The sequence below is a fragment of the Citrobacter sp. S39 genome, assembly GCF_009495675.1.
GTDB lineage: Bacteria > Pseudomonadota > Gammaproteobacteria > Enterobacterales > Enterobacteriaceae > Citrobacter > Citrobacter freundii.
This window is the reverse complement of record NZ_CP045555.1, coordinates 2828339-2850898: the sequence shown is the minus strand read 5'-3', so window position 1 is coordinate 2850898 and position 22560 is coordinate 2828339. Positions and strand designations below refer to the sequence as shown.

The window sequence follows — 22560 nt, the reverse complement described above, 5'->3', positions numbered from 1 at the left end:
ATGCATCTGGCACGGGTTACAGGCGTTGTGGTTTCCACGCAAAAATCCCCATCACTGGTGGGAAAAAAACTGTTGCTGGTACGTCGGGTAAGTGCTGACGGAGAGCTTCCTGCGTCCCCAGTGAGTGGAGATGAAGTCGCTGTTGATTCTGTCGGCGCGGGGACCGGCGAACTGGTATTACTCAGCAGCGGGTCCAGCGCCAGACACGTATTTTCCGGCCCTAATGAGGCCATTGATCTGGCTATCGTCGGCATTGTCGACACGCTTTCTCGTTAGGAGGAACTATGGCGATTTATACCCGCACAGGTGATGCCGGAACAACAGCCCTATTTACCGGACAGCGCGTGAGCAAAACGCATCCGCGCGTGGAAGCCTACGGTACGCTGGACGAACTGAATGCGGCGCTTAGCCTATGCGTTTGCGTGGCGAAAAACCCTCAGCACCGGCAGTTACTTGAAAATATCCAGCTGCAGCTTTTTTGGTTCAGCGCCGAACTGGCAAGCGAAAGCGAAGAACCGACGCCAGAGCAGCGCTACATCAGCTCAGAAGAAATTGCGGCACTGGAAGCTGCCATCGATATCGCAATGGGAAGAGTACCGCCCCTGCGCAGCTTTATTTTACCAGGCCGCAGCGAAGCCGCCAGCCGACTGCACTTTGCCCGAACTCTGGCACGTCGCGCAGAGAGACGACTGGTCGAGCTGTCCACCGAGATCTCCGTCAGACACGTGCTGATGCGTTATATCAACCGCCTGTCCGACTGCTTATATGCGCTTGCACGAGCAGAAGATCATGACGCCCATCAAAACGAAATCATTCAGAAAGTGGCTGAGCGCTATCTCGCTGCCGTTCAACCACCAGCCACAAAGGAGCCGACTATGTCTCTGTCTTTTCAGGAGCTCCACCAACTCACTCGCGCTGCGGTGACGAGAGCAGAAGAACTTCAGGTTCCGGTCGTCATTAGTATTGTTGATGCGAACGGTACCCAAACGGTGGCCTGGCGCATGCCTGACGCATTACTCGTGAGTAGCGAACTGGCACCGAAAAAAGCATGGACTGCCGTGGCGATGAAAACCGCCACGCATGAGCTGACATCAGCAGTGCAACCAGGCGCCGCGCTTTACGGTCTGGAAAGCCATATGCAGGGAAAAGTCGTCACCTTCGGTGGCGGGTACGCATTATGGCGTGAGGGTTTACTCCTCGGGGGTCTTGGCATCAGCGGAGGAAGCGTTGAACAGGATATGGACATTGCAGAAACGGCCATTGCGGCGATTAACGTGAGAACACATCAATGAATACTTCAGAACTTGAAACCCTTATTCGTAACATTTTGAGTGAGCAACTCGCACCGGCAAAAGCAGAAGTTAAGGGTAACGGTATTTTTCCGTCCGTTGGCGAAGCGATCGATGCCGCTCATCAGGCTTTTCTGCGTTACCAGCAATGTCCATTGAAAACCCGCAGCGCCATCATAAACGCCCTACGCGAAGAACTGACGCCTCATCTTGCTTCACTGGCCGCTGAGAGCGCTGCCGAAACGGGTATGGGCAACAAAGAGGATAAGTTCCTTAAAAATAAAGCCGCGCTGGACAACACTCCGGGTATCGAAGATCTCACCACCACGGCGCTAACCGGCGATGGCGGCATGGTGTTATTCGAGTATTCACCGTTTGGCGTAATTGGTTCTGTCGCCCCCAGTACTAATCCGACAGAGACCATTATTAACAACAGCATCAGCATGCTGGCGGCAGGGAATAGCGTTTACTTCAGTCCGCATCCGGGTGCTAAAAAGATTTCACTCAAGCTGATTGCCATGATTGAAGATATTGCTTTCCGTTGCTGCGGAATTCGTAATCTTGTCGTCACGGTCACAGAACCCACTTTTGAGGCTACCCAGCAGATGATGGCGCACCCTAAAATCGCAGTTCTGGCGATTACCGGTGGCCCAGGCATTGTTGCTATGGGCATGAAAAGCGGGAAAAAAGTCATCGGCGCAGGCGCAGGAAATCCCCCCTGCATTGTTGATGAAACGGCCGACCTGGTTAAGGCGGCGGAAGATATCATCAATGGCGCATCCTTTGATTACAACCTCCCCTGCATTGCTGAGAAGAGCCTGATTGTTGTTGATGCCGTTGCCGAACGACTGGTTCAACAGATGCAGTCTTTTGGTGCGATGCTTCTCAATAGAGAAGAGGTAGACAAACTGCGAGCCGTCTGTCTACCAGAAGGCATAGCCAATAAAAAACTGGTAGGTAAAAGCCCGGCAACCTTACTGGAAGCAGCAGGAATACCGGTTCCGGCAAAAGCACCTCGATTACTGATAGGCATCGTCCATGCGGACGACCCGTGGGTTACCAGCGAGCAACTGATGCCAATGCTCCCCGTCGTAACGGTGAGCGATTTTGATAGTGCATTAACGTTGGCCCTGAAGGTTGAAGAGGGATTGCATCACACGGCCATTATGCATTCGCAAAATGTGTCACGTTTGAACCTTGCCGCGCGCACGCTTCAGACCTCCATCTTTGTGAAAAATGGCCCCTCTTACGCCGGGATCGGCGTTGGTGGTGAAGGCTTTACAACCTTCACTATTGCGACGCCAACCGGTGAAGGAACAACATCTGCGCGCACTTTCGCACGCTCTCGTCGTTGCGTGCTGACAAACGGTTTTTCTATTCGTTAATGGGGCCGTTATGAATAGCTTTTCACTGCAAACTCGATTGTACAGCGGCCAGGGAAGTCTGGATGTGCTCAAGCGCTTCACGAATAAGCATATCTGGATTATTTGCGATGGTTTTCTCGCGCGTTCTCCCCTGATTGAAAAGCTGCGCAACGCTCTGCCAGCGGATAACCGCATCAGCATTTTCAGCGATATCACCCCCGATCCCACCATCAGCACTGTAGTTCAAGGGATTGCACAAATGCAGTCCCTGCGGCCGGACATCGTGATGGGTTTTGGTGGCGGCTCAGCACTGGACGCCGCAAAAGCCATCGTCTGGTTCAGCCGCCAGTTCGGTATTGAAATTGAAACCTGTGTCGCAATTCCCACTACCAGCGGTACGGGCTCCGAGGTAACCAGCGCCTGCGTGATTAGCGATCCGGATAAAGGCATTAAATATCCATTGTTTAATAATGCGCTTTATCCAGACATGGCCATCCTTGATCCAACGCTGGTCGTCAGCGTACCGCCAGCCATAACCGCGAATACCGGCATGGACGTGTTAACGCATGCGTTGGAGGCATACGTGTCCACGAAGGCCAGCGACTTCACCGATGCACTGGCTGGAAAAGCGGCTCAAATCGTCTTCCAGTACCTGCCTGTCGCCGTCAGCAAAGGCGAATGCCTGGCAACAAGAGGGAAAATGCACAATGCGTCAACGCTCGCGGGAATGGCATTTAGTCAGGCTGGACTGGGGATCAATCATGCGATTGCCCATCAGTTGGGCGGTCAGTTTCATCTGCCACACGGACTTGCCAATGCGCTGCTGCTGACCCATGTCATTTATTTTAATGCTCGCGATCCGCGGGCTGCGAAGCGCTATGCCCGTTTCGCTAAAGCCTGCCATTTATGCCCGGATAACGCGAACGATACAGCGGCATTGAATGCGCTCATTCATCATATCGAGCTACTCAAAAAACAGTGTGCGTTGCCTTCTTTAGTTGACGCGCTTAAAGACGGAAAGCAAGCCTGGTCGCAACGTATCCCGTCGATGGTTCAGGCCGCGCTGGCTGATGTCACGCTGCAAACCAATCCTCGTGTTGCCGACGCCAGTGCCATGCAGGAACTGCTTGAGGAATTATTATGAAGACAGCCATGACGGCAGAGTCCACGCTCTATGATGCGCAGACAATTCGCGAACGCGTTCGCGCAGCGGGTGTTGTCGGAGCCGGAGGCGCAGGCTTTCCTGCTCACGTAAAATTACAGGCGCAGGTCGATACTTTTCTGGTCAATGCGGCTGAATGTGAGCCAATGCTGAAAGTTGACCAGCAGTTGATGGCCGTCCAGGCTGAGCGACTTATCCACGGCGTTCAATATGCCATGACGGCTACCGGAGCCAGTTCCGGAATTATTGCGCTCAAAGAGAAATACCAACAGGCTATCAATGCATTAACGCCCCTTCTGCCTGCCGGGATCCGCTTACATATTTTGCCCGATGTCTACCCGGCAGGTGACGAGGTTCTGACCATCTGGATGGCAACAGGCCGGAGAGTTCCGCCTGCCGCGCTGCCTGTCAGCGTCGGCGTAGTGGTCAATAACGTCCAGACCGTGCTCAACATCGCGAGAGCAGTTGAGCAGCAGTACCCGGTTACGCGTCGTACCTTGACCGTTAACGGCGCAGTCGCCAGTCCCATCACACTCACAGTCCCTATCGGAATGTCTTTACGTGACGTTCTGGCGCTGGCCGGGGGTGCAACCGTTGACGATCCCGGCTTTATTAACGGTGGTCCGATGATGGGCGGCCTGATTACTTCACTGGATACCCCAGTCAGCAAGACCACCGGGGGCCTGCTGGTTTTGCCTAAATCTCATGCGTTGATTCAGCGGCGGATGCAGGATGAACGTACCGTGCTTTCCGTTGCAAAAACCGTTTGCGAGCAGTGCCGTTTGTGTACGGATTTGTGCCCAAGGCATTTGATCGGTCATGAATTATCCCCGCATCTGCTGGTTCGTGCGGTTAATTATCAGCAGGCAGCCACGCCGCAATTGCTGCTCACGGCCCTGACCTGCTCAGAATGCAATGTGTGTGAAAGCGTTGCCTGTCCAGTTGGGATTTCGCCGATGCGAATCAACCGCATGCTTAAACGCGAGCTGCGGGCGCTCAACCATCGTTATGAAGGGCCGCTAAATCCTGAGGATGAAATGGCGAAGTACCGGCTGATCCCGGTTAAGCGCCTTATTACCAAACTGGGCCTTAGCGACTGGTATCACGATGCGCCACTGGCTGAGACTGACTACTCCACAGACAAAGCGACGCTGTTGTTACGCCAGCATATAGGTGCCAGCGCTATCCCATGTGTAGAACAAGGCGAACGCGTTGTTCGCGGTCAATGCGTTGCCGATGTGCCGTCCGGTGCATTAGGCGCGCCTGTTCACGCCAGTATTGACGGTATTGTCAGCGAAATCACTGAGCAATCCATCACGGTAATAAGAGGTTAATCATGTCTCAGGCTATAGGGATTTTAGAACTCACCAGCATTGCCAAAGGAATGGAAGCTGGCGATGCCATGTTAAAAAGCGCGAATGTGAATTTACTGGTCAGCAAGACCATCTGCCCGGGAAAATTTCTACTCATGCTCGGTGGTGACGTAGGTGCCGTACAACAGGCGATTGCCACTGGAACATCTCTTGCTGGCGATATGCTCGTTGATAGTCTGGTACTCCCCAACATTCATGCCAGCGTACTACCCGCAATCAGCGGACTAAACAGCGTAGATAAGCGTCAGGCAGTTGGTATTGTCGAAACATGGAGCGTTGCTGCCTGCATCTGCGCCGCCGACCGGGCGGTTAAAGCCTCCAACGTCACGCTGGTACGCGTCCATATGGCATTTGGTATTGGCGGCAAGTGTTACATGGTCGTAGCTGGCGATGTATCCGATGTGAATAACGCGGTGACGGTTGCCAGTGAAAGTGCGGGTGAAAAAGGCCTGCTGGTTTACCGCTCGGTCATCCCCCGTCCACACGAAAGCATGTGGCGACAAATGGTGGAAGGATAATGGAAAGACAACCCACCACGGATCGTATGATTCAGGAATATGTTCCTGGCAAACAGGTCACGTTGGCGCACCTTATCGCCAATCCCGGTAAGGATTTGTTCAAGAAACTGGGATTACCTGATTCGGTTTCTGCGATCGGTATTCTGACCATTACCCCTAGCGAAGCCTCAATCATCGCCTGTGATATCGCCACGAAATCAGGGGCGGTAGAGATTGGTTTTCTCGACCGGTTTACCGGCGCGGTGGTATTGACGGGCGATGTTTCAGCCGTTGAGTACGCGCTGAAACAGGTAACCCGAACGCTGGGCGAAATGATGCGTTTTACCGCGTGTCCCATCACCCGGACGTAATCTCATGAAACGTATCATGCTAATTGGTCCCAGCCAGTGCGGTAAAACGTCGCTCACGCAGTGCATGCGCGGAGAGGTGCTCCACTATCAGAAGACCCAGGCCATAGTCTGGTCTCCTACGACAATAGACACACCGGGTGAATATCTTGAGAACCGCTGCCTGTACAGTGCGCTGCTGGCCAGCGCCTGTGAAGCGGACATTATTGCGCTGGTACTCAATGCAGACGCGCCGTGGTCACCATTTTCTCCCGGTTTTACCGGGCCAATGAACCGACCCGTTATTGGCCTCGTTACCAAAGCCGATTTAGCCAACCCGCAGCGTATTTCTCTTGTGGAGAGTTGGTTAGTTCAGGCTGGTGCGCAAAAAGTATTTGTCACCAGCGCGCTGGAGAATACCGGAGTCGATGAGATGTTCATTTTTCTGAATGCAAAGGAACCTTCATGTCTCACAAAATAATGGCCATTAATGCAGGTAGTTCCTCGCTTAAGTTTCAACTACTGGCGATGCCGCAGGGTGAAATGATCTGCCAGGGGTTGATAGAACGTATCGGTTTGTCTGATGCACAGGTCACCCTAAAAACACCAGCGCAGAAATGGCAGGAGACTTTGCCTGTAGCAGATCACCGTGAAGCCGTAACGTTGCTTCTGGAAAAACTGCTCAACCACCACATTATCAGCAGTCTGGAAGAGATCGACGGCGTGGGCCACCGCGTCGCACACGGCGGGGAATCCTTTAAAGACTCCGCGCTGGTAACTGATGAAACGCTGGCAGAAATCGAGCGACTCGCGGAACTGGCTCCTCTGCATAACCCAGTAAATGCGTTGGGGATCGCGGTATTCCGCCAGCTATTGCCCAAAACGCCAGCCGTTGCGGTGTTCGACACCGCGTTTCATCAAACGCTTGATGAGCCTTCTTTCATCTATCCCCTGCCCTGGCGTTACTATGTCGAGTTGGGTATTCGTCGTTACGGTTTTCATGGTACCAGCCACAAATACGTTAGCTCACAGCTTGCTGAAAAACTGGGTGTGCCACTCAGCGCCCTGCGCGTTGTTTGTTGTCATCTGGGCAACGGCAGCAGCATCTGCGCCATCAAAGGCGGACAATCGGTGAATACGTCAATGGGCTTTACACCACAATCTGGCGTGATGATGGGCACGCGAAGTGGCGATATTGATCCATCCATTTTGCCCTGGATAGCCCTGCGAGAAGGCAAAACACCGCAGCAGCTCAACCAATTGCTCAACAATGAGTCCGGATTGCTCGGTGTTTCTGGCATCTCACCTGACTACCGCGACGTTGAACATGCCGCAGATACGGGCAATCACCAGGCTGCGCTGGCGTTGACGCTTTTTGCTGAGCGCATTCGTGCCACCATTGGTAGCTATATTATGCAGATGGGCGGTCTGGATGCCCTGGTTTTTACCGGTGGTATTGGCGAAAACTCCGCACGGGCGCGCGCTGCGATTTGTCGTAACCTGAATTTCCTGGGTCTGGCCGTTGATGAGGAAAAAAATCAGCGTAATGCCACCTTCATTCAAACGGAAAATGCGATGGTCAAAGTAGCAGTGATTAATACCAATGAAGAGCTAATGATTGCGCAAGACGTTATGCGTTTAGCGATATCTGAAACTGTGACATTGGGCATTCCTGCATAATACTGCAGCACCTCAAATTGCGGCAAATCATGGTAATAGCGCGATCGCCATGACACTATGCGCCGAGGATTGCTGATCACATAGGTGAAGACGTGGCTGTTGCGCAATGTCCCGCATCGTGCGGAGAACTTATCCAGGGCTGGATTCTGGGCAGTGAGAAATTGGTCTCCTGCCCGGTTGAATGGTATAGCACCGTTGAGGTCACTTCAGGTTCGCCGCTGACAGATGAACGTCCACTTTCGCGGGCAATGGTTGAGAAGTTATTGCTGCACTGGCAATACCCGGCACACATGAGTCAGGATATCCGAATAGATGTCCAGTCAACCATTCCTGTCGCTAAAGGGATGGCCAGCAGCACAGCGGATATCGCCGCCACGGCAATCGCCACGGCACAGTATCTGGGGCATCAGCTAGACGAATCCACTCTGGCGCAGCTTTGCGTTTCGCTGGAACCTACCGACAGCACCGTTTTCCGCCAGCTTACGCTGTTCGATCATAACGACGCCTCCACGCAAATTGCCTGTGAATCCCAACCTCAACTCGATCTGCTGGTTCTCGAAAGTCCGGAAACCTTGCTTACTGCTGATTATCACCGTACTCCACGGCAGTCAGGGTTACTGGCGGGCGCCCCAGCTCTGAAACGCGCATGGGAAAAGGTACAGGAAGCCTGTATCAGTCAAAACCCTTATCGGATAGGCGAAGCCGCCACGCTGAGCGCGATCGCCAGTCAGTTGCTGTTACCTAAACCAGATTTTGATTCACTATTAGCACTGGTAGAAGAATGTGATTTATACGGTGTCAACGTCGCGCACAGCGGCAGCGTCGTCGGTCTGATGCTCGACAGAAAGCGTCATGATGTGGACTACATTAAATGGATGCTGACGCAGAAAAAATTGACAGTGCACTGGCCGGAACAACATTTGTTGCGGATGGTAACTGGCGGGGTCGAACTGCAATAAGGGCCGCCGCTAAGCAGCGACCCAAACGAGCATAAAATCGTTACTCAGCTTTCGCATCGGCGTTTTTCACTTCGCCCATCGCTTTCAGCTTTTTAGAGATGTCGCGGCGCTCTTTAGAGATCTCAGCGTTTTTGATGATGTAATCATCAACACGATCTTCATAATCGCTTTTCATGCTGGCGATAATGCCCTGAATCGCTTCCACGCTCATTCCAGGCTTGATGTAGTCGCTCAGGTTGTCCAACAGCAGAACGCGTTTCTGGTTGTCACGGATCTTTTTCTCAACGTCCTGAATTTCACGTTGCAGTTTGTTTTTACGACGGAACAGACGAACAAATTCCAGCACGTCCTGGAAAGAAGGCTTGGTAGTTTCCATTTTTACACCCCTGATAATGTGAGATTCGGATTCGTTAAAACAACGGCTAAAGTGGGTCAACATTACTTTCATGCCCGCCATACTTCAAGTTGCATCTGCATCGACAATGCATGGTTGAAACCTGAATTATCGAGGGTAAAGCCATTGCAGTTACCAATGGTTTTAGCCTTTTTCAGTATCATACCTCTAATCTTTGCTGAATCGAAGCAGCAGTAGAACCTATCGCCTCATCTGCTCTTTATTTGCGCAGCGCGCGACAGATTAAATGTGAGAGCAACTCCAGCTGTCGCGCCATTTCCATGTTCAACCAAACGTAGCCGTGAATGGGCGTTTCTGCGACATAATCGCCTTTATGCTCAGCAATGAGCTGACGTAACTCCGCCACGGTGTCATTGAGCTTTTCCGTATTGGCAAGCACCGGCTGCGGATTCCCTTCGTACAAGGCGTGGGTTATGGTCAGTAGCGCCTGCTGCGTCCTGAGCTGAGTTTCACGCAAAGTTTGCGCATTCAGCATGACAAAGTGGCTGGTGCGGCTGGCCCAAAGTGCATTAATTTGCAGCTCAAGCATGCAGACCAGATTGCGGTTAACCGTTTGAATAGCCTCAAAAATAGATTTTTGAATTCGGGTTTCTTTACTGGCGGGAACGATGAGCCCGCGCATTTTGACAACGTCACTTAAGAGCTGCTGCAAATGCTTCTCAAGCCGCGGTTGCTCAAGCAAATTAGGGGATAGCGCGGCCTGATACACCCGATTATATCCCGTCACACAATGTGCCAATTGGATACGCCAGTGTATAAATGCCCGCTGCGGCCAGATGCCGGTAAACAGCATCGCCAGTAACGAACCCAAAATAACATCGCCACCGCGCCATAACGCGGTATTCATATCTCCGGCAGGCGCCCCCACGACCACGGCAAGCGTAATGCCAATCAGCAGCGCCTGATACGGCCTTTTACCCAACGCCAACCAGCCACAGAGAAACATCGCCACCGCGCACCAGATCAGCATTAGCGGAAGCGAAAAGAGTTCCAGACGCAGGGCAATCAATCCAAGCACCGAGCCCAGGATCGTTCCGCCTATACGCTCAAACGCTCTGGGAACAACGTTACCCCAAAAAGAAATTGGCCCCATAATCACCACCAGCGTGATCAGAGGCCATGTACCTTCGGGAATGTTTAACAGGCGTACCAACAGAAAAGTAAGAAGAAACGCCAGCGCAATGCGAATGCCATGCACCACACGATAATGACGATACAAACGAATTTCAAAAGGACTCAGCGACTTATCTGCACGCACTCATGCACTCCGTCAGGGAATAGCAAAGAAGCGAATTGTACCTGTTTTTACGGTGAAAACATCATCCTGATAACCAGGACATTCATCCTGATTTACACCAAAAACAGTTACTTCAACTGTACCGGCACGTACATTTCAATGTCCCAGTAACCGTCCTCCATGCCGTTGTTCATATAAACTTCAAAACAGGGTTTAGCCGCTATCGCATACGTCGAATCCTGCATCAGGCGCTCAAAAAACTGATACCACGGCGTCGCGAAGTCATGATTTTCAACGCGCGCAACGGCTATAGCATAGTCGCCACCTGCCAGCTCGGTCTGGATCACGCCTTCGCTGTTTTCCGGGATCTCAAAACCTTCAGGCACAGACACCACGGTATCACAACGAAGTTTTTCCGCCGGAACAACGTCAGGATTGTCGTAATAAACGGCTATCCATTCCAGCGGTACGATCTGCTTACCGTCGACCCACATCATTAACTGTTCGAAACCTTGCTTTACCGTTTGTTCCCACGGTCCAACCATATGGAAACCGGCAATTATGCGTTTCTCGACCTGCTTTATCTCGTACTCCATATAACCTCCGTTATTACACTGTATTTATATACAGTGTAATTTTTAGGTATGACGGCCACAAGGAATCAGTGATTATTATGTGAGCAGATTCGCACTCTTGCCAGTCAGGCACATCAGGAAAACTACGCCTTATGGCGGAAGTAATCGCTCAAACGCGAGAAGACGCCACCTTCGTTGACAGACTCCAGCGTAACCAGAGGCCAGTGCGCCACCAGTTTATCCCGATCGTAGAGTTCAATTTCCCCCACACGTTGATGGGCTGCAATGGGGGCGACCAGTTCTTTCTTATCAAGAACATATTTTGCCTTGATATTCGCGACTTCGGCTTTAGGCAGGGCCATCCAGAAATCCTGCTCTGTGCCAAGGCTAATTTTTTCTTTATCGCCATACCAGATCCGTTCAATACCGACCTGCTTACCGCTACGTAAAACCTGCACGGTATCGAAGTTCTGTTGTCCCCATTGCAGCAGTTTTCTCGCCTGGTCTTCACGTCCTTTCGCACTCTCCGCCCCCATCACAACCGCAATCAGGCGGCGCTGCCCATCAACAGCAGAAGCAATCAGGTTGAATCCAGCGCCGGAGGTATGCCCAGTCTTCAGACCATCGACGTTCATGGTTTTATCCCACAACAAACCGTTACGGTTTTGCTGCGTGATTCCGTTCCAGGTAAGGCTTTTTTCACTGTACATATGGTAGAAATCCGGCTCTCCATGGATGATAGCTCGCGACAGCACGGCCAGATCGTAAGCTGAGCTATGCTGACCTGGCGCATCCAGGCCATGTACCGTTTCAAAATGCGTATCCCGCAGGTTCAGCTTTTGCACATAGTTGTTCATCATCGCGACAAACTGCGGCTGCCCTCCGGCGATGTAATCCGCCAGCGCCACACAGGCATCATTACCGGAATCAACAATTAACCCGCGACTCAGGTCGCGCACAGAAACGCGATCCCCTTCTTTCAGGAACATTAAAGATGAACCGACGAATACCGGATTATCTTTCGCCCAGGCGTCGCGCCCAACGGTGACAATATCTGTCGGACTAATACGCTTGCTGTCGATTGCGCGATCGACAACATAACCAGTCATCAGCTTGGTCAGGCTGGCAGGGTTGCGCTGCTGGTGTTCATTTCCGGCTGTCAGGATTTGGCCCGTGGTGTAATCCATTAATACCCACGCCCCGGCATTAATCGCAGGTGGCTGTGGGGAAAAGCTTACGACCTCGGTCGCGTACGCGGGCGAAAAACTCATCGCAAAGAGTGAAGCGGCAATAAACAAACGGCGTTTCAACAGCATGTCCTCAGGAAATGGAGAAATAGCCGTTCTTTTTACGGAAGTTCTGGCGAACAAACATGGATAAATTGCAAGAAAATGTGACATAAGGCACATTTTCTTGCTGTAAGGAAAGGTTTTCAGATATCAACCGCGGCGGGCATTACCCTTTGCGCGGTGCTGTCTCTGCGCGATGGGTGCGATGACGATGATAGCCATCTATCATGCTGCGGAAAATTTGCCCCGGTGTGTCACCCAGCGTGCACAGGTAAATATGTGCACAGATGAACAGTAAGCCGACAATCGCCAACACCATATGCAGCACCAGCATCACAGGCCCTGCCCCTATTACCTGCGGGTAGAGACATAACAACCCGGTAATGATCAACAGCGGAACCAGCGCATACATGATGGCCAGATAAGCCAACTGTTGTAGCGGGTTAAATTTACTCTCTGCCGTTGCTGCAAACGGGTGCGGCTCACCTTTCATGATGCCATACAGATAAAAACGCGTTTGCAACAAGCAGCGTGATATCAACCCGTTAAACTTCACCCGATAATGACAACCGTTGCCGCTGGTTGCGTTGATTAGCACAAAACCAACCCAGAAAGCCAACAGGGCGAAACCGCACCAGGTATGTACCTGCACCATCAATGCCACCGGTCCGACAGAGAAGTGCCCAAACAGGCCACTCAGCAGAAGCAGGATAAAAAGCAGCGCATTACCCCAGTGCCAGCGGCGAACTGCCAGCGAATAGAGGTAATCCCGATGTTCTTCTCCAGTTGCTGTTTTGGGTGACAACATCCGACGTAACAGCGCGTGTATAACCAGGCCCGCAATCATCAGCACAATAACAACGCCTGCATAAATGAGCCACAGCGGCCAGTAGTCCGGCGCATAGTTAAGCTCTGCTCCCCAGATAGAATTCATGCTTTACCCTCCTGATGGATCTCTTTACGCCGATAAACACTCACCGGGCCGCTACGCGTATCCTGCTGGCGATAAACCTCTTTTTGATTTATCCAGTTCTGAATTTCCGGGTCGTCACGACGACCAAATTTCAGCGCATCTGTCGGGCAAACGGAAACGCAGGCGGGCGATTGTCCAGTCTCCAGTCGGGTATCTGCACAGAAGTTACATTTGTCGGCAATTCCCGTTTGCGGATTGAGATAACGGACGTGGAACGGACAAGCGGCAACGCAATAGTCACAGCCAATACAGCGAGACTTATCCACTTGCACAATGCCATTTTCGTCGCGAAATGACGCACCGGTCGGACAAACGCTGACACACGGCGCATCTTCACAATGCTGACAGGAAACGCGAACAAACTGGAAGTTGGATAGCACCTCGGGTTCATGTTCAGGTGAACGGATCTGCACCTGTAGACGGCTAAATCCCTCTGGCACGTCATTCAAAACTTTGCAGGCAACCGTACATGCCTGGCAGCCAATACAGCGTTTCTCGTCATGCAGCATGACATAAGGGTTTGTAGATTGATTCATGATGTTCTCCTTTCTCATGCCCGACGAAGCGTAACGCCAGCGGTGTGCACCACCGTACCGGAAACCGGACTGGTGACATGCGGAAGCAAATTACCGCAATGGATACCGTGCGTTGTCGCCGCGGTTTTGGCTCCCGCCTTGGCGCCAAACCCCATATAAACAAACAGCGTATCGGGCCGAATTCCGGCGGTGACCAGCGCTTTGCCTTTTTCCTTGCCGGTCGCATTTTCCAGCCAGATGTCATCGCCGCTTTTGATGCCTTTTTCACGGGCCGTTTGCGGGTGGATCCACACCGCGTTATCCCACATCAACTCGCTAAGCAGTGGCACGTATTGCGTCGCACCGTTGGTATGAACCGCCACTTTTCCCTGGATAAAATAGAGCTCACTATCGCCTTTGAGCGCAAAATTGCGCGCGCGCGGAATACCGTAGCCAGGCAGGAGCGTCTCCAGCTCTTCAGAATAAAGCTCTATTTTTCCTGAAGGGGATTTAAAGCGCAGTTGCTCGCCATAGGTACCGTCGCTGTCAACCGCCACCGCGCCCGGATAGCGTTCCACAAACTGACGCACCGCTTCAGGTTCACGCAGCAGTAACGGAACACCCCACTCCCGATACCCTTTCTCACGCAGTTCAGCAGACAGCGCATGATCGCCATTAAGCTGGTATAACTGACGCGTTTGCATATCCTGCCATGGGTAGAATTGCCCAAGGCCTAACTGCACGGCCAGCTCTTTCCAGATTTGCCAGCTTGGACGCGCATCACCAATAGGTTCTACTACCTGCTGGCGCAGGGCATAGGCTGGATTCAGACCCGACATGTCTGAAACTTCTTCATCGCGCTCAAGGTAAGTACATTCAGGCAAAAGGTAGTCGGCATACGCCGCGCTTTCGCTTAGATAAACATCACAACTGACCACAAGGTCGAGCTGTTCAACGGTTTTGACCAGATCTGGTCGACAGGTTACGGTTTGGAAAGGGTTGTGTCGGGACATAATCCATCCCTTCACCGGATAAGGCGTCTGGTTTAACACAGCATCAATGATGCTTTGCACCACACCACCGCCCGCCGCGATGTACTTAAACTGCGGGGCTACCAAATCGATACGCTGCGCCGTTGGCTTGGGTAATTTGACATCGGGTTTTGCCAGCACCGGAGCGACCTTCTCGCCAGCCAGCTTATTATAAGTTGCCGCCGCTTTTTTCTGGTACAAACCGCCTTCACGCTCAATATTGCCAAGCAGCACATTGAGGGTAAAAATCATGCGCCGCATATCAATTTCTTCTTGCGAGAACGTCGCACGATGGCCCGGGCTGACGATAGCATGAGGCGCGCAGGCGGCCATTTCTCGGGTGACCCGAACAATGACATCAGCAGGCACATCAGCTTGCTTTTGCGCCCATTCCGGCGTGGTCTCTTGTACTGCTTCTGCCAGTTGGTCAAACCCTGTGGTGTAGCGCGCAACGAAGTCCGCGTCATACAATTTTTCATTGATCATGACGTGACACATGGCCATCAACACCGGCAAGTCGCCGCCCGGTTTGAGCGCATGCCATTCATCCGCCTTGCTGGAGAAGACGGACAGACGGGGGTCGAAGCTGACCATTTTTGCGCCCTTTTCCTGCGCCGTCATCAGTTCATGCGTTTCGGCAACCTCAATCCCTTCATAAAGGTTGTGACCAAAAGAGACCATATAACGGGTATTGGCGATATCCATGGCCAAATCGCCGCCCATCATCACTTTGGCGGCAATCGATTTTCCGGCAGGGCATGTCGACGCGTGCGTAAAGGTGTTTGGCGATCCGAAAGCCGTCGCCAGTTGAAATAAATGCCCTGAAAGCGAACCGGATTTAGAAGAAAACACGACGCCCTGAGGACCATGCTGCGTTTTAATTGCCGTCATTTTTTCGGCAATTTCTTTATACGCTTGTTCCCAGCTAATAACCTGCCATTCTCCGCTCCCGCGAGGTCCTGTGCGTTTCATGGGTTTAACAATGCGATGAGGGTCGTTGACCAGGCTAACGCCGCTGCCGCCACGAGCGCAGACACGCGTGCCTTGTTGAGGCGCATTAGGGTTCCCTTGAATAAAAACCGTTTTGTTATTAATTACCTGCGCCTGTATCGGGCAACGATAAGAACACATTTCACACAAACTTGGCGTCAGGGATGTCTTCCCTTTGATACTCTCAGGAGAATTTCGTGCCAGTGCCCCAGGCGGGAAACTGCCTATCGCACAGGCTGAACAGCCTATACCCACTCCTCGCAAAAAATTACGCCGACTAATGCTCATATAACCTCCTGTTATTAGATATATCCAATAATTATATGGCGTTTAGAATATTTATTTTTTACATCAATCACATTTCATTACAATGCATGACAGCGAATTGGCACAAATAAAAACTCTTTGTTTATAAAAGACTTTTAAAGTTTCCAGAACACAATAAAAGAAGAAGAAAATAACAATAATGGTTATCAATTAGATTGTTTACAAATCCGCAACTCCAAGATATTTTATTTCCGTAATTTATTTTAACAGTGCGGAATTTATTTATTAATTCTATAAAAGTCCTGTTTATCTCAACTTTATTGCGTACACAATCCAGCTTCGATAATACCATAGCTGATTATCTCACTATTTTTTGGTATTCTTGGACGAGCGCTAAATTGATCCCGGACATAACTGAACAATGAATGACGGCAAGCAGCAACCTGGTTTTCTCTTCCACGATTACGAGACCTTTGGTACCCATCCGGCGCTGGACAGACCCGCGCAATTTGCGGCTATCCGCACAGATAATGATTTCAACATCATCGGTGAACCAGAAGTCTTTTATTGCAAACCCGCGGACGATTATCTGCCGCAGCCTGAGGCGGTGTTGATTACGGGTATCACACCGCAGGAAGCACGTGAAAAGGGAGAGAATGAAGCCGCTTTTGCCGCGCGCATCCACGCCCTGTTCACCGTGCCGAAAACCTGTATCCTGGGCTATAACAATGTGCGCTTCGATGATGAGGTGACGCGCAACATCCTGTATCGCAATTTCTACGATCCCTATGCCTGGAGTTGGCAGAACGATAATTCGCGCTGGGATCTGCTGGATGTGATGCGCGCCTGCTATGCCCTGCGCCCTGAAGGCATTAACTGGCCGGAAAACGACGACGGCTTACCCAGCTTCCGCCTGGAGCATTTGACTAAAGCCAACGGTATTGAGCATGCCAATGCTCACGATGCGATGGCGGACGTATACGCCACGATCGCAATGGCGCAATTAGTGAAGTCGCGCCAGCCGCGTCTGTTTGAATATCTCTACAGCCATCGCAATAAGCATAAGCTGGTCGCACTGATTGATGTCCCGCAAATGAAACCGCTGGTCCATGTCTCTGGTATGTTCGGCGCATGGCGCGGTAACACCAGTTGGGTGGCGCCATTGGCGTGGCATCCGGAGAATCGTAACGCGGTTATTATGGTCGACCTAGCTGGTGATATTTCGCCGCTGCTCGAACTCGACAGCGACGCCCTGCGCGAGCGGCTCTACACGTCTAAAGCAGATCTGGGTGATAACCCGGCCGTACCGGTTAAATTGGTACACATCAACAAATGCCCGGTACTGGCACAGGCGAATACCCTGCGTCCGGAAGACGCCGACCGTCTTGGCATTAACCGCCAGCATTGTCGGGATAATCTCAAAGTTCTGCGCGAGAATCCGCAGATACGCGACAAAGTGGTCGCGATCTTTGCCGATGCGGAACCCTTTACACCATCAGATAACGTGGATGCCCAACTGTATAACGGCTTTTTCAGCGATGCTGACCGTGCGGCGATGAAAATCGTTCTGGAAACCGAACCACGCAATTTACCGGCGCTGGATATCTCCTTTGTCGATAAGCGAATTGAAAAACTGTTGTTTAATTATCGTGCACGTAACTTCCCGGGAACGCTGGACGAAGCTGAACAGCAGCGCTGGCTGGACCATCGTCGCCAGGTATTCACACCGGAGTTTTTGCAAAATTACGCCAATGAATTGCAGCTATTGAGCCAGCAATATGCGGATAACAAAGAAAAGTTGATGCTGCTGAAATCACTCTGGCAGTATGCCGAAGAGATTGTATAAATCCCACGTATAAAAAAACGGAGAACATGTCTCCGTTTTTTTTCAGCTAAATGCAGTTATTACGCGATATCTTCGTCGTACTGCGGGACCGGGTTGCGGAAGCTTTTGGTCACGCAAGCCAGGTAGATCAGACCGATACCCGCCCAGATCAGGCCCAGAACCATTGAGCTTTCTTCCAGGTTCACCCACAGCGCGCCAACGGTCAGCGCACCGCACATTGGCAAGAACAGGTACTGGAAGTGATCTTTCAGCGTCTTGTTACGCTTCTCACGGATCCAGAACTGGGAGATTACCGACAGGTTAACGAAGGTAAATGCCACCAGCGCACCAAAGTTAATCAGCGCCGTCGCCATCACCAGGTCGAAGTTGATTGCCAACAGAGCAATCGCCCCAACCAGAATGATGTTCATGGACGGAGTACGCCATTTCGGGTGTACATAACCGAAGAAGCTTTTCGGGAATACGCCGTCACGACCCATCACGTACATCAGACGCGCAACGCCTGCATGCGCCGCCATACCGGACGCCAGTACAGTAATGGTAGAAAAAATCAGCGCACCAACCTGGAAGAACTTACCAGCAACATACAGCATGATTTCCGGCTGCGAAGCGTCTGGATCCTTGAAGCGCGAGATGTCCGGGAAGTACAGCTGCAACAGATAAGTGGAGACGATAAAGATCAGGCCACCAATCAGCGCGGTCAGGAAAATCGCACGCGGGATCACGCGCTCAGCGTCTTTGGTTTCTTCTGACAGGTTGCTGATACCGTCAAAACCGGTGAACGAGAAGCACAGGATGGTCGCACCGGTGATCATCGGGATCACGTGCGCATCACCGGACCAGAATGGACGACTGCTCGCCAGCGTACCGGCACCTTCCCCTTCGAACACGCCATAAACGACCATGCCGAGGATCACCGCAATCAGTACCACCTGCAACAACACGATCACGGTGTTGAAATTGGCGACGGATTTAAGGCTGCGCAGGTTGAAGGCGGTCATAAAGGCCACCAGCGCCACCACGAACATCCATGACGGTATCGACGGCACCAGCGCTTCAAAATAAATTTTTGCCAACAGAATGTTGATCATCGGGGCGAACAGGTAGTCCAGCAGTGATGACCAACCCACCATAAAGCCAACGGTCGGGCTAATGGATTTCTGGGCGTAAGTGTAGGCAGAGCCTGCAGACGGATAGCGGCGTACCAGTTTACCGTAGCTCAGTGCGGTAAAAAGGATGGCGATCAGTGCAAAGGCGTAAGCTGTCGGGACGTGACCATCGGTCATTCCTGATACGATACCGAATGTATCGAACAGCGTCATCGGCTGCATATAGGCAAGGCCCATCATGACAACCGGAACCAGCGTAAGCGTTTTACGTAATTCCACGCGAGAGGTGTTTGGAGTAGCGTTATGCGACATGGTTATCCCCCATTACGGCGAAAACCGTCGCGTAAGCAAAAAATTGCCCCATTTTTTGTTAATCCTCAGCGACAACAACTGTCGATTTTTAAGTAAGTATCTATCCGGTACGAAGCCCGGCCTCTTTTATGAATGATTGGTTTGATGCAAAAAAATAACCGACGCGTATTAAAACGTCGGTTAATGTCATTTTTTGCAAGCGGCGTATTTTGCACTAAATTGGGGAGAAATAACAAGAGATTGAAGTGGCCACGAAAGAATATTTTTTCTTAACTGATTGATTTGTCAGCAGCCGTTTTAACATACACCCCCGCAATAGCACTATTTGCTAAAATTTCATCCCGCCACCAGGCACTGGCCAACCCGGCGGTCTGTTCATTCCAGCCTATCCACACGGGTTCAAAGACAATTTGCGCGACCACTTTTTTCTCAATCAGTGCGCCGCTCTCCAGAAATCGCTGCGCCAGATAGCGCGGAATATAGCCACATCCCAGACCGCTGATTTGTAGTTCCAGCTTGGTTTTGAAGTCAAAAACGGTAATGGCTTCCTGATCGTCAAGCACCTGAGAACCTGAGACGTTGGCATGCTGAGCATTGTCGCCCACCACAATGGCGCGAAAACGGCGAATAGTGCGACGATTTAACGGTTCCTGTTCCTGCGCCAGCGGGTGATGCGGCGCAACCACAAACACCTGTTCCAGAACCCCCAGCCGTGCAAAGCCAAATTCGCTCGCTGCAGGGGGTTCATGCATGGCACCGACAATAATATCCGCCCGGCCCTGAGTAAGGGCATCCCATGAGCCGCCCAGCACGCCATTGATAAATTTCAGACGCGTCACGCTGTGATGTTGATAGAAAGACTCGATGAGTGGGGCCAGCAATGAAAAGGGAAAGGTATCATCTACGCCAATAACCAGTTCATTCTCCCAGCCTTCGTGTAGTTTAATGGCCTGCTTTTCGAGTTCACGGACGGTATGCAGCACCTCCCGCCCCTTTTCCAGCAGCATCTGTCCGGTGCGGGTGAACTTAGCCCGGTGCCCGCTGCGATCGAGTAGCTGAATATTAAGATCGCTTTCCAGCTTATGGACGGTGTAGCTAAGCGCAGACGGCGTCTTAAACAATTTTGCCGACGCCGCCGCGAAACTGCCCTCTTTTTCTAAGGCATCGAGGATGATAAGAACGTCCAGCAGTGGTTTCATACTCGCCCCCTGGCGGTATACAGCGGCACTCTGCTGGCTTGTCACTCCATCGGCATCACCAGCGGATCAGGATACTGGTACTCAAACCCAAGCTCATTACAAATACGGTTGCCATCAATGACTTTACCTTTACCGTTATCCGTACCGTCGCGAAATTCCGGCGGCTCCATCCCCAACTGGCGGGCCATCTGCGGATAGAACACGTTACGCGCCGGATGCATAGGCGCACATATATTATAGATGTGTCCCCCTTTAGGCGCTTGCAGCAGTAACGTGATGGCAGAAACCACATCGTCCAGATGCACCAGATTGACGCCATGATGTCCGTCTGGTGCCGTCTTGCCGGCAAAGAAGCGACCAGGATGTCTTCCCGGACCAACTAACCCGGCCAGACGCAAAATATCAACCGACGTGCCAGGTAAATTGTGCAACCAGTCTTCAAGTTCTTTCAGAACACGACCACTTGCCGTGACCGGATTACGCGGCGTCCCCTCTTTCACTGTTCCTTGAACGTCACCATAGACTGACGTAGAACTGGTAAAAATAATCCGAGGGATCCGATACGCCAGCGCGCTGTCGACCAGTTCCTGCATTGCCTGCAGGTAAAATGCTTCCCCAGGACCGCTACGGCGTGCAGGCAGCGTAATAACCAACGCATCGGCGTCCATCAGTGCGTCGAGATCGTCAGCCTCACAGACCAGTTCAGGTTCCAGGCGCAGCGAGTAACTCTCGATACCGCTCATGCGGGCCGCTTCCACCCCATCCAATGTGGTTTTGCTGCCGGTAACCTGCCAGCCTCTCGCCGCCAGCGACATGGCTAACGGCATGCCTAACCAACCTAATCCGACAATTGCGACCTTTTTCATGCCTTCTCTCCTGACTTTTGGCCTATAACGCAAGGCTACGCCAGCCCACGGTGGCTGACAATTCATAGTATCAATATGAAATGAATTAATGATCAAAAAAAGCCCTTGCTTTCCGTAGCTAAAGTGGTTTAGGTTAAAAGACATCAAATGAATAAACATTCATCGAGAAAATTTATGACACGCGCTCAATTCAAACACCATCATCACCATCATCCTGACTAGTCTTTCAGGCGATGTGTGCTGGGAGACATTTAAATCTTCCAGCGGTGCATGAGCGTATGAGAAAGCCCCCGGAAGATTTCTTCCGGGGGCTTTTTTTTGTGCGTGACCCAAACTGATTCAGACAGGATAACGAGGAATAAAGAATGTTAGACAACACCCGTTTACGCATAGCTATGCAGAAATCTGGCCGTTTAAGCGATGATTCACGCGAATTGCTGGCCCGTTGCGGCATTAAAATTAATCTTCACACCCAGCGCCTGATTGCAATGGCAGAGAATATGCCGATCGATATTCTGCGCGTACGCGATGACGATATCCCGGGTCTGGTGATGGATGGCGTTGTTGACCTTGGCATCATCGGGGAAAACGTTCTCGAAGAGGAACTGCTCAACCGCCGGGCACAGGGTGAAGATCCTCGCTATTTTACCCTGCGTCGTCTGGACTTCGGCGGCTGCCGTCTCTCGCTGGCAACCCCGGTTGATGAAGCCTGGGATGGCCCGGCAGCGCTGAACGGTAAGCGTATCGCTACCTCTTACCCACACCTGCTCAAACGTTATCTCGATCAAAAAGGGGTGTCGTTTAAATCCTGTCTGTTAAACGGCTCTGTAGAAGTCGCTCCCCGTGCGGGTCTGGCCGACGCGATTTGTGATCTGGTGTCCACCGGCGCAACGCTTGAAGCCAACGGTCTGCGTGAAGTGGAAGTCATTTACCGCTCTAAAGCCTGCCTGATTCAGCGCGACGGCGAAATGGCCGACGCCAAGCAACAACTGATCGACAAATTGCTGACCCGTATTCAGGGCGTTATTCAGGCTCGTGAATCCAAATACATCATGATGCACGCGCCGAGCGAGCGTCTGGACGAAGTTATCGCCCTGCTGCCTGGCGCTGAGCGTCCGACCATTCTGCCGTTGGCCGGCGACCAGCAGCGTGTTGCCATGCACATGGTCAGCAGCGAAACCCTGTTCTGGGAAACGATGGAAAAACTGAAAGCGCTCGGTGCCAGCTCAATTCTGGTGCTGCCAATTGAGAAGATGATGGAGTGA

Annotated in this window: 23 protein-coding genes, 1 pseudogene and 1 other annotated feature; of the genes and pseudogenes, 13 read left to right on the top strand and 11 right to left on the bottom strand. The window is 51.8% G+C overall.

Features of this window, described 5'->3' with window-relative positions:
- The 10 genes from GFB57_RS13390 to GFB57_RS13345 all read left to right on the top strand — a co-directional run bounded on the left by GFB57_RS13390 (position 1) and on the right by GFB57_RS13345 (position 8671).
- Positions 1-276, top strand: a complete 276-nt coding sequence (locus GFB57_RS13390; RefSeq protein WP_003030211.1) for a EutN/CcmL family microcompartment protein — start codon at positions 1-3, stop codon at positions 274-276.
- Between the two features lie 8 nt (positions 277-284).
- Positions 285-1292, top strand: a complete 1008-nt coding sequence (gene pduO, locus GFB57_RS13385; RefSeq protein ID WP_003030208.1) for a two-domain cob(I)yrinic acid a,c-diamide adenosyltransferase PduO — start codon at positions 285-287, stop codon at positions 1290-1292.
- Positions 1289-2674 (top strand): CoA-acylating propionaldehyde dehydrogenase PduP, encoded by a 1386-nt coding sequence (gene pduP / locus GFB57_RS13380; RefSeq protein ID WP_003030206.1) that lies wholly within the window; start codon positions 1289-1291, stop codon positions 2672-2674. Before pduO ends, pduP begins: the two co-directional genes overlap by 4 nt.
- A 10-nt stretch (positions 2675-2684) precedes the next feature.
- Positions 2685-3797, top strand: a complete 1113-nt coding sequence (locus GFB57_RS13375; protein ID WP_003030204.1) for a 1-propanol dehydrogenase PduQ — start codon at positions 2685-2687, stop codon at positions 3795-3797.
- Complete coding sequence (gene pduS, locus GFB57_RS13370; RefSeq protein ID WP_008324711.1) at positions 3794-5149, top strand: cobalamin reductase PduS; 1356 nt, start codon at positions 3794-3796, stop codon at positions 5147-5149. The genes GFB57_RS13375 and pduS overlap by 4 nt, the downstream gene beginning before the upstream one ends.
- 2 nt (positions 5150-5151) lie before the next feature.
- Positions 5152-5706 carry a propanediol utilization microcompartment protein PduT gene (pduT, locus tag GFB57_RS13365; RefSeq protein WP_003030201.1) on the top strand — a complete coding sequence of 185 codons (555 nt, stop codon included), beginning with the start codon at positions 5152-5154 and terminating at the stop codon, positions 5704-5706.
- Entirely contained in the window at positions 5706-6056 is a 351-nt protein-coding gene (pduU, locus tag GFB57_RS13360) for a propanediol utilization microcompartment protein PduU (protein WP_003030198.1), read from the top strand. Before pduT ends, pduU begins: the two co-directional genes overlap by 1 nt.
- Positions 6057-6060: 4 nt before the next feature.
- Positions 6061-6513, top strand: coding sequence for a propanediol utilization protein PduV (gene pduV / locus GFB57_RS13355; RefSeq protein ID WP_003030195.1), 453 nt, complete (start codon positions 6061-6063; stop codon positions 6511-6513).
- Positions 6498-7712, top strand: a complete 1215-nt coding sequence (locus GFB57_RS13350) for an acetate/propionate family kinase (protein ID WP_003030191.1) — start codon at positions 6498-6500, stop codon at positions 7710-7712. Before pduV ends, GFB57_RS13350 begins: the two co-directional genes overlap by 16 nt.
- A 92-nt stretch (positions 7713-7804) precedes the next feature.
- Positions 7805-8671, top strand: coding sequence for an L-threonine kinase (locus GFB57_RS13345; protein WP_003030189.1), 867 nt, complete (start codon positions 7805-7807; stop codon positions 8669-8671).
- Positions 8672-8711: 40 nt separating this feature from the next.
- Here the strand turns inward: GFB57_RS13345 and GFB57_RS13340 are convergent, their stop codons facing one another.
- From GFB57_RS13340 to phsA, 7 genes are all read right to left on the bottom strand, one after another.
- Positions 8712-9047, bottom strand: coding sequence for a DUF496 family protein (locus GFB57_RS13340; protein WP_003030187.1), 336 nt, complete (start codon positions 9045-9047; stop codon positions 8712-8714).
- 238 nt (positions 9048-9285) lie between these two features.
- A complete protein-coding gene (locus GFB57_RS13335) occupies positions 9286-10344 on the bottom strand; it encodes an FUSC family protein (protein ID WP_003030186.1) in 1059 nt (352 codons plus the stop codon).
- A gap of 107 nt (positions 10345-10451) precedes the next feature.
- Positions 10452-10919, bottom strand: a complete 468-nt coding sequence (sbmC, locus tag GFB57_RS13330) for a DNA gyrase inhibitor SbmC (protein WP_003030184.1) — start codon at positions 10917-10919, stop codon at positions 10452-10454.
- A 122-nt stretch (positions 10920-11041) separates the two neighbouring features.
- A complete protein-coding gene (gene dacD / locus GFB57_RS13325) occupies positions 11042-12214 on the bottom strand; it encodes a serine-type D-Ala-D-Ala carboxypeptidase DacD (protein ID WP_032935099.1) in 1173 nt (390 codons plus the stop codon).
- 139 nt (positions 12215-12353) lie between these two features.
- Positions 12354-13121, bottom strand: a complete 768-nt coding sequence (gene phsC, locus GFB57_RS13320) for a thiosulfate reductase cytochrome B subunit (protein WP_003030179.1) — start codon at positions 13119-13121, stop codon at positions 12354-12356.
- On the bottom strand, positions 13118-13696 hold the full coding sequence (phsB, locus tag GFB57_RS13315; RefSeq protein ID WP_003030177.1) for a thiosulfate reductase electron transport protein PhsB: 579 nt from the start codon (positions 13694-13696) through the stop codon (positions 13118-13120). The genes phsC and phsB overlap by 4 nt, the downstream gene beginning before the upstream one ends.
- 14 nt (positions 13697-13710) lie before the next feature.
- Positions 13711-15984, bottom strand: a complete 2274-nt coding sequence (gene phsA / locus GFB57_RS13310) for a thiosulfate reductase PhsA (protein ID WP_046670014.1) — start codon at positions 15982-15984, stop codon at positions 13711-13713.
- 400 nt (positions 15985-16384) lie between these two features.
- Between phsA and sbcB the strand changes: the two genes are divergently transcribed.
- A complete protein-coding gene (sbcB, locus tag GFB57_RS13305; RefSeq protein WP_003030169.1) occupies positions 16385-17809 on the top strand; it encodes an exodeoxyribonuclease I in 1425 nt (474 codons plus the stop codon).
- Between the two features lie 59 nt (positions 17810-17868).
- Here the strand turns inward: sbcB and plaP are convergent, their stop codons facing one another.
- The 4 genes and pseudogenes from plaP to GFB57_RS13290 all read right to left on the bottom strand — a co-directional run bounded on the left by plaP (position 17869) and on the right by GFB57_RS13290 (position 21295).
- Complete coding sequence (gene plaP, locus GFB57_RS13300) at positions 17869-19230, bottom strand: putrescine/proton symporter PlaP (RefSeq protein WP_003030167.1); 1362 nt, start codon at positions 19228-19230, stop codon at positions 17869-17871.
- Positions 19220-19282: a membrane protein YoeI gene (yoeI, locus tag GFB57_RS25855; RefSeq protein ID WP_099045591.1), complete on the bottom strand. Its 63-nt coding sequence runs from the start codon at positions 19280-19282 to the stop codon at positions 19220-19222. Before yoeI ends, plaP begins: the two co-directional genes overlap by 11 nt.
- A 162-nt stretch (positions 19283-19444) precedes the next feature.
- Positions 19445-20429: pseudogene (locus tag GFB57_RS13295) on the bottom strand (LysR family transcriptional regulator).
- Positions 20430-20470: 41 nt separating this feature from the next.
- Positions 20471-21295 (bottom strand): SDR family oxidoreductase, encoded by an 825-nt coding sequence (locus GFB57_RS13290; RefSeq protein WP_003030163.1) that lies wholly within the window; start codon positions 21293-21295, stop codon positions 20471-20473.
- 174 nt (positions 21296-21469) lie between these two features.
- On the opposite strand from GFB57_RS13290, the gene hisL reads away from it, so the two are divergent.
- Together hisL and hisG are read left to right on the top strand one after the other, a co-directional pair.
- Positions 21470-21517 carry a his operon leader peptide gene (gene hisL, locus GFB57_RS13285; RefSeq protein ID WP_100250077.1) on the top strand — a complete coding sequence of 16 codons (48 nt, stop codon included), beginning with the start codon at positions 21470-21472 and terminating at the stop codon, positions 21515-21517.
- Positions 21493-21615 (top strand) — a sequence feature (His leader region). (Overlaps the previous gene by 25 nt.)
- 45 nt (positions 21616-21660) lie before the next feature.
- Positions 21661-22560 (top strand): ATP phosphoribosyltransferase, encoded by a 900-nt coding sequence (gene hisG / locus GFB57_RS13280; RefSeq protein ID WP_003030161.1) that lies wholly within the window; start codon positions 21661-21663, stop codon positions 22558-22560.

Bases quoted from the DNA above. Each gene is read 5' to 3' on its own strand.
- pduO (WP_003030208.1), top strand. From the start codon at position 285: ATGGCGATTTATACCCGCACAGGTGATGCCGGAACAACAGCCCTATTT.
- pduV (WP_003030195.1), top strand. From the start codon at position 6,061: ATGAAACGTATCATGCTAATTGGTCCCAGCCAGTGCGGTAAAACGTCG.
- phsC (WP_003030179.1), bottom strand. From the start codon at position 13,121: ATGAATTCTATCTGGGGAGCAGAGCTTAACTATGCGCCGGACTACTGG.
- pduU (WP_003030198.1), top strand. From the start codon at position 5,706: ATGGAAAGACAACCCACCACGGATCGTATGATTCAGGAATATGTTCCT.
- phsA (WP_046670014.1), bottom strand. From the start codon at position 15,984: ATGAGCATTAGTCGGCGTAATTTTTTGCGAGGAGTGGGTATAGGCTGT.
- dacD (WP_032935099.1), bottom strand. From the start codon at position 12,214: ATGCTGTTGAAACGCCGTTTGTTTATTGCCGCTTCACTCTTTGCGATG.
- GFB57_RS13390 (WP_003030211.1), top strand. From the start codon at position 1: ATGCATCTGGCACGGGTTACAGGCGTTGTGGTTTCCACGCAAAAATCC.
- plaP (WP_003030167.1), bottom strand. From the start codon at position 19,230: ATGTCGCATAACGCTACTCCAAACACCTCTCGCGTGGAATTACGTAAA.
- GFB57_RS13375 (WP_003030204.1), top strand. From the start codon at position 2,685: ATGAATAGCTTTTCACTGCAAACTCGATTGTACAGCGGCCAGGGAAGT.
- phsB (WP_003030177.1), bottom strand. From the start codon at position 13,696: ATGAATCAATCTACAAACCCTTATGTCATGCTGCATGACGAGAAACGC.
- pduS (WP_008324711.1), top strand. From the start codon at position 3,794: ATGAAGACAGCCATGACGGCAGAGTCCACGCTCTATGATGCGCAGACA.
- sbcB (WP_003030169.1), top strand. From the start codon at position 16,385: ATGAATGACGGCAAGCAGCAACCTGGTTTTCTCTTCCACGATTACGAG.
- hisG (WP_003030161.1), top strand. From the start codon at position 21,661: ATGTTAGACAACACCCGTTTACGCATAGCTATGCAGAAATCTGGCCGT.
- GFB57_RS13350 (WP_003030191.1), top strand. From the start codon at position 6,498: ATGTCTCACAAAATAATGGCCATTAATGCAGGTAGTTCCTCGCTTAAG.
- pduP (WP_003030206.1), top strand. From the start codon at position 1,289: ATGAATACTTCAGAACTTGAAACCCTTATTCGTAACATTTTGAGTGAG.
- pduT (WP_003030201.1), top strand. From the start codon at position 5,152: ATGTCTCAGGCTATAGGGATTTTAGAACTCACCAGCATTGCCAAAGGA.
- sbmC (WP_003030184.1), bottom strand. From the start codon at position 10,919: ATGGAGTACGAGATAAAGCAGGTCGAGAAACGCATAATTGCCGGTTTC.
- GFB57_RS13340 (WP_003030187.1), bottom strand. From the start codon at position 9,047: ATGGAAACTACCAAGCCTTCTTTCCAGGACGTGCTGGAATTTGTTCGT.
- GFB57_RS13290 (WP_003030163.1), bottom strand. From the start codon at position 21,295: ATGAAAAAGGTCGCAATTGTCGGATTAGGTTGGTTAGGCATGCCGTTA.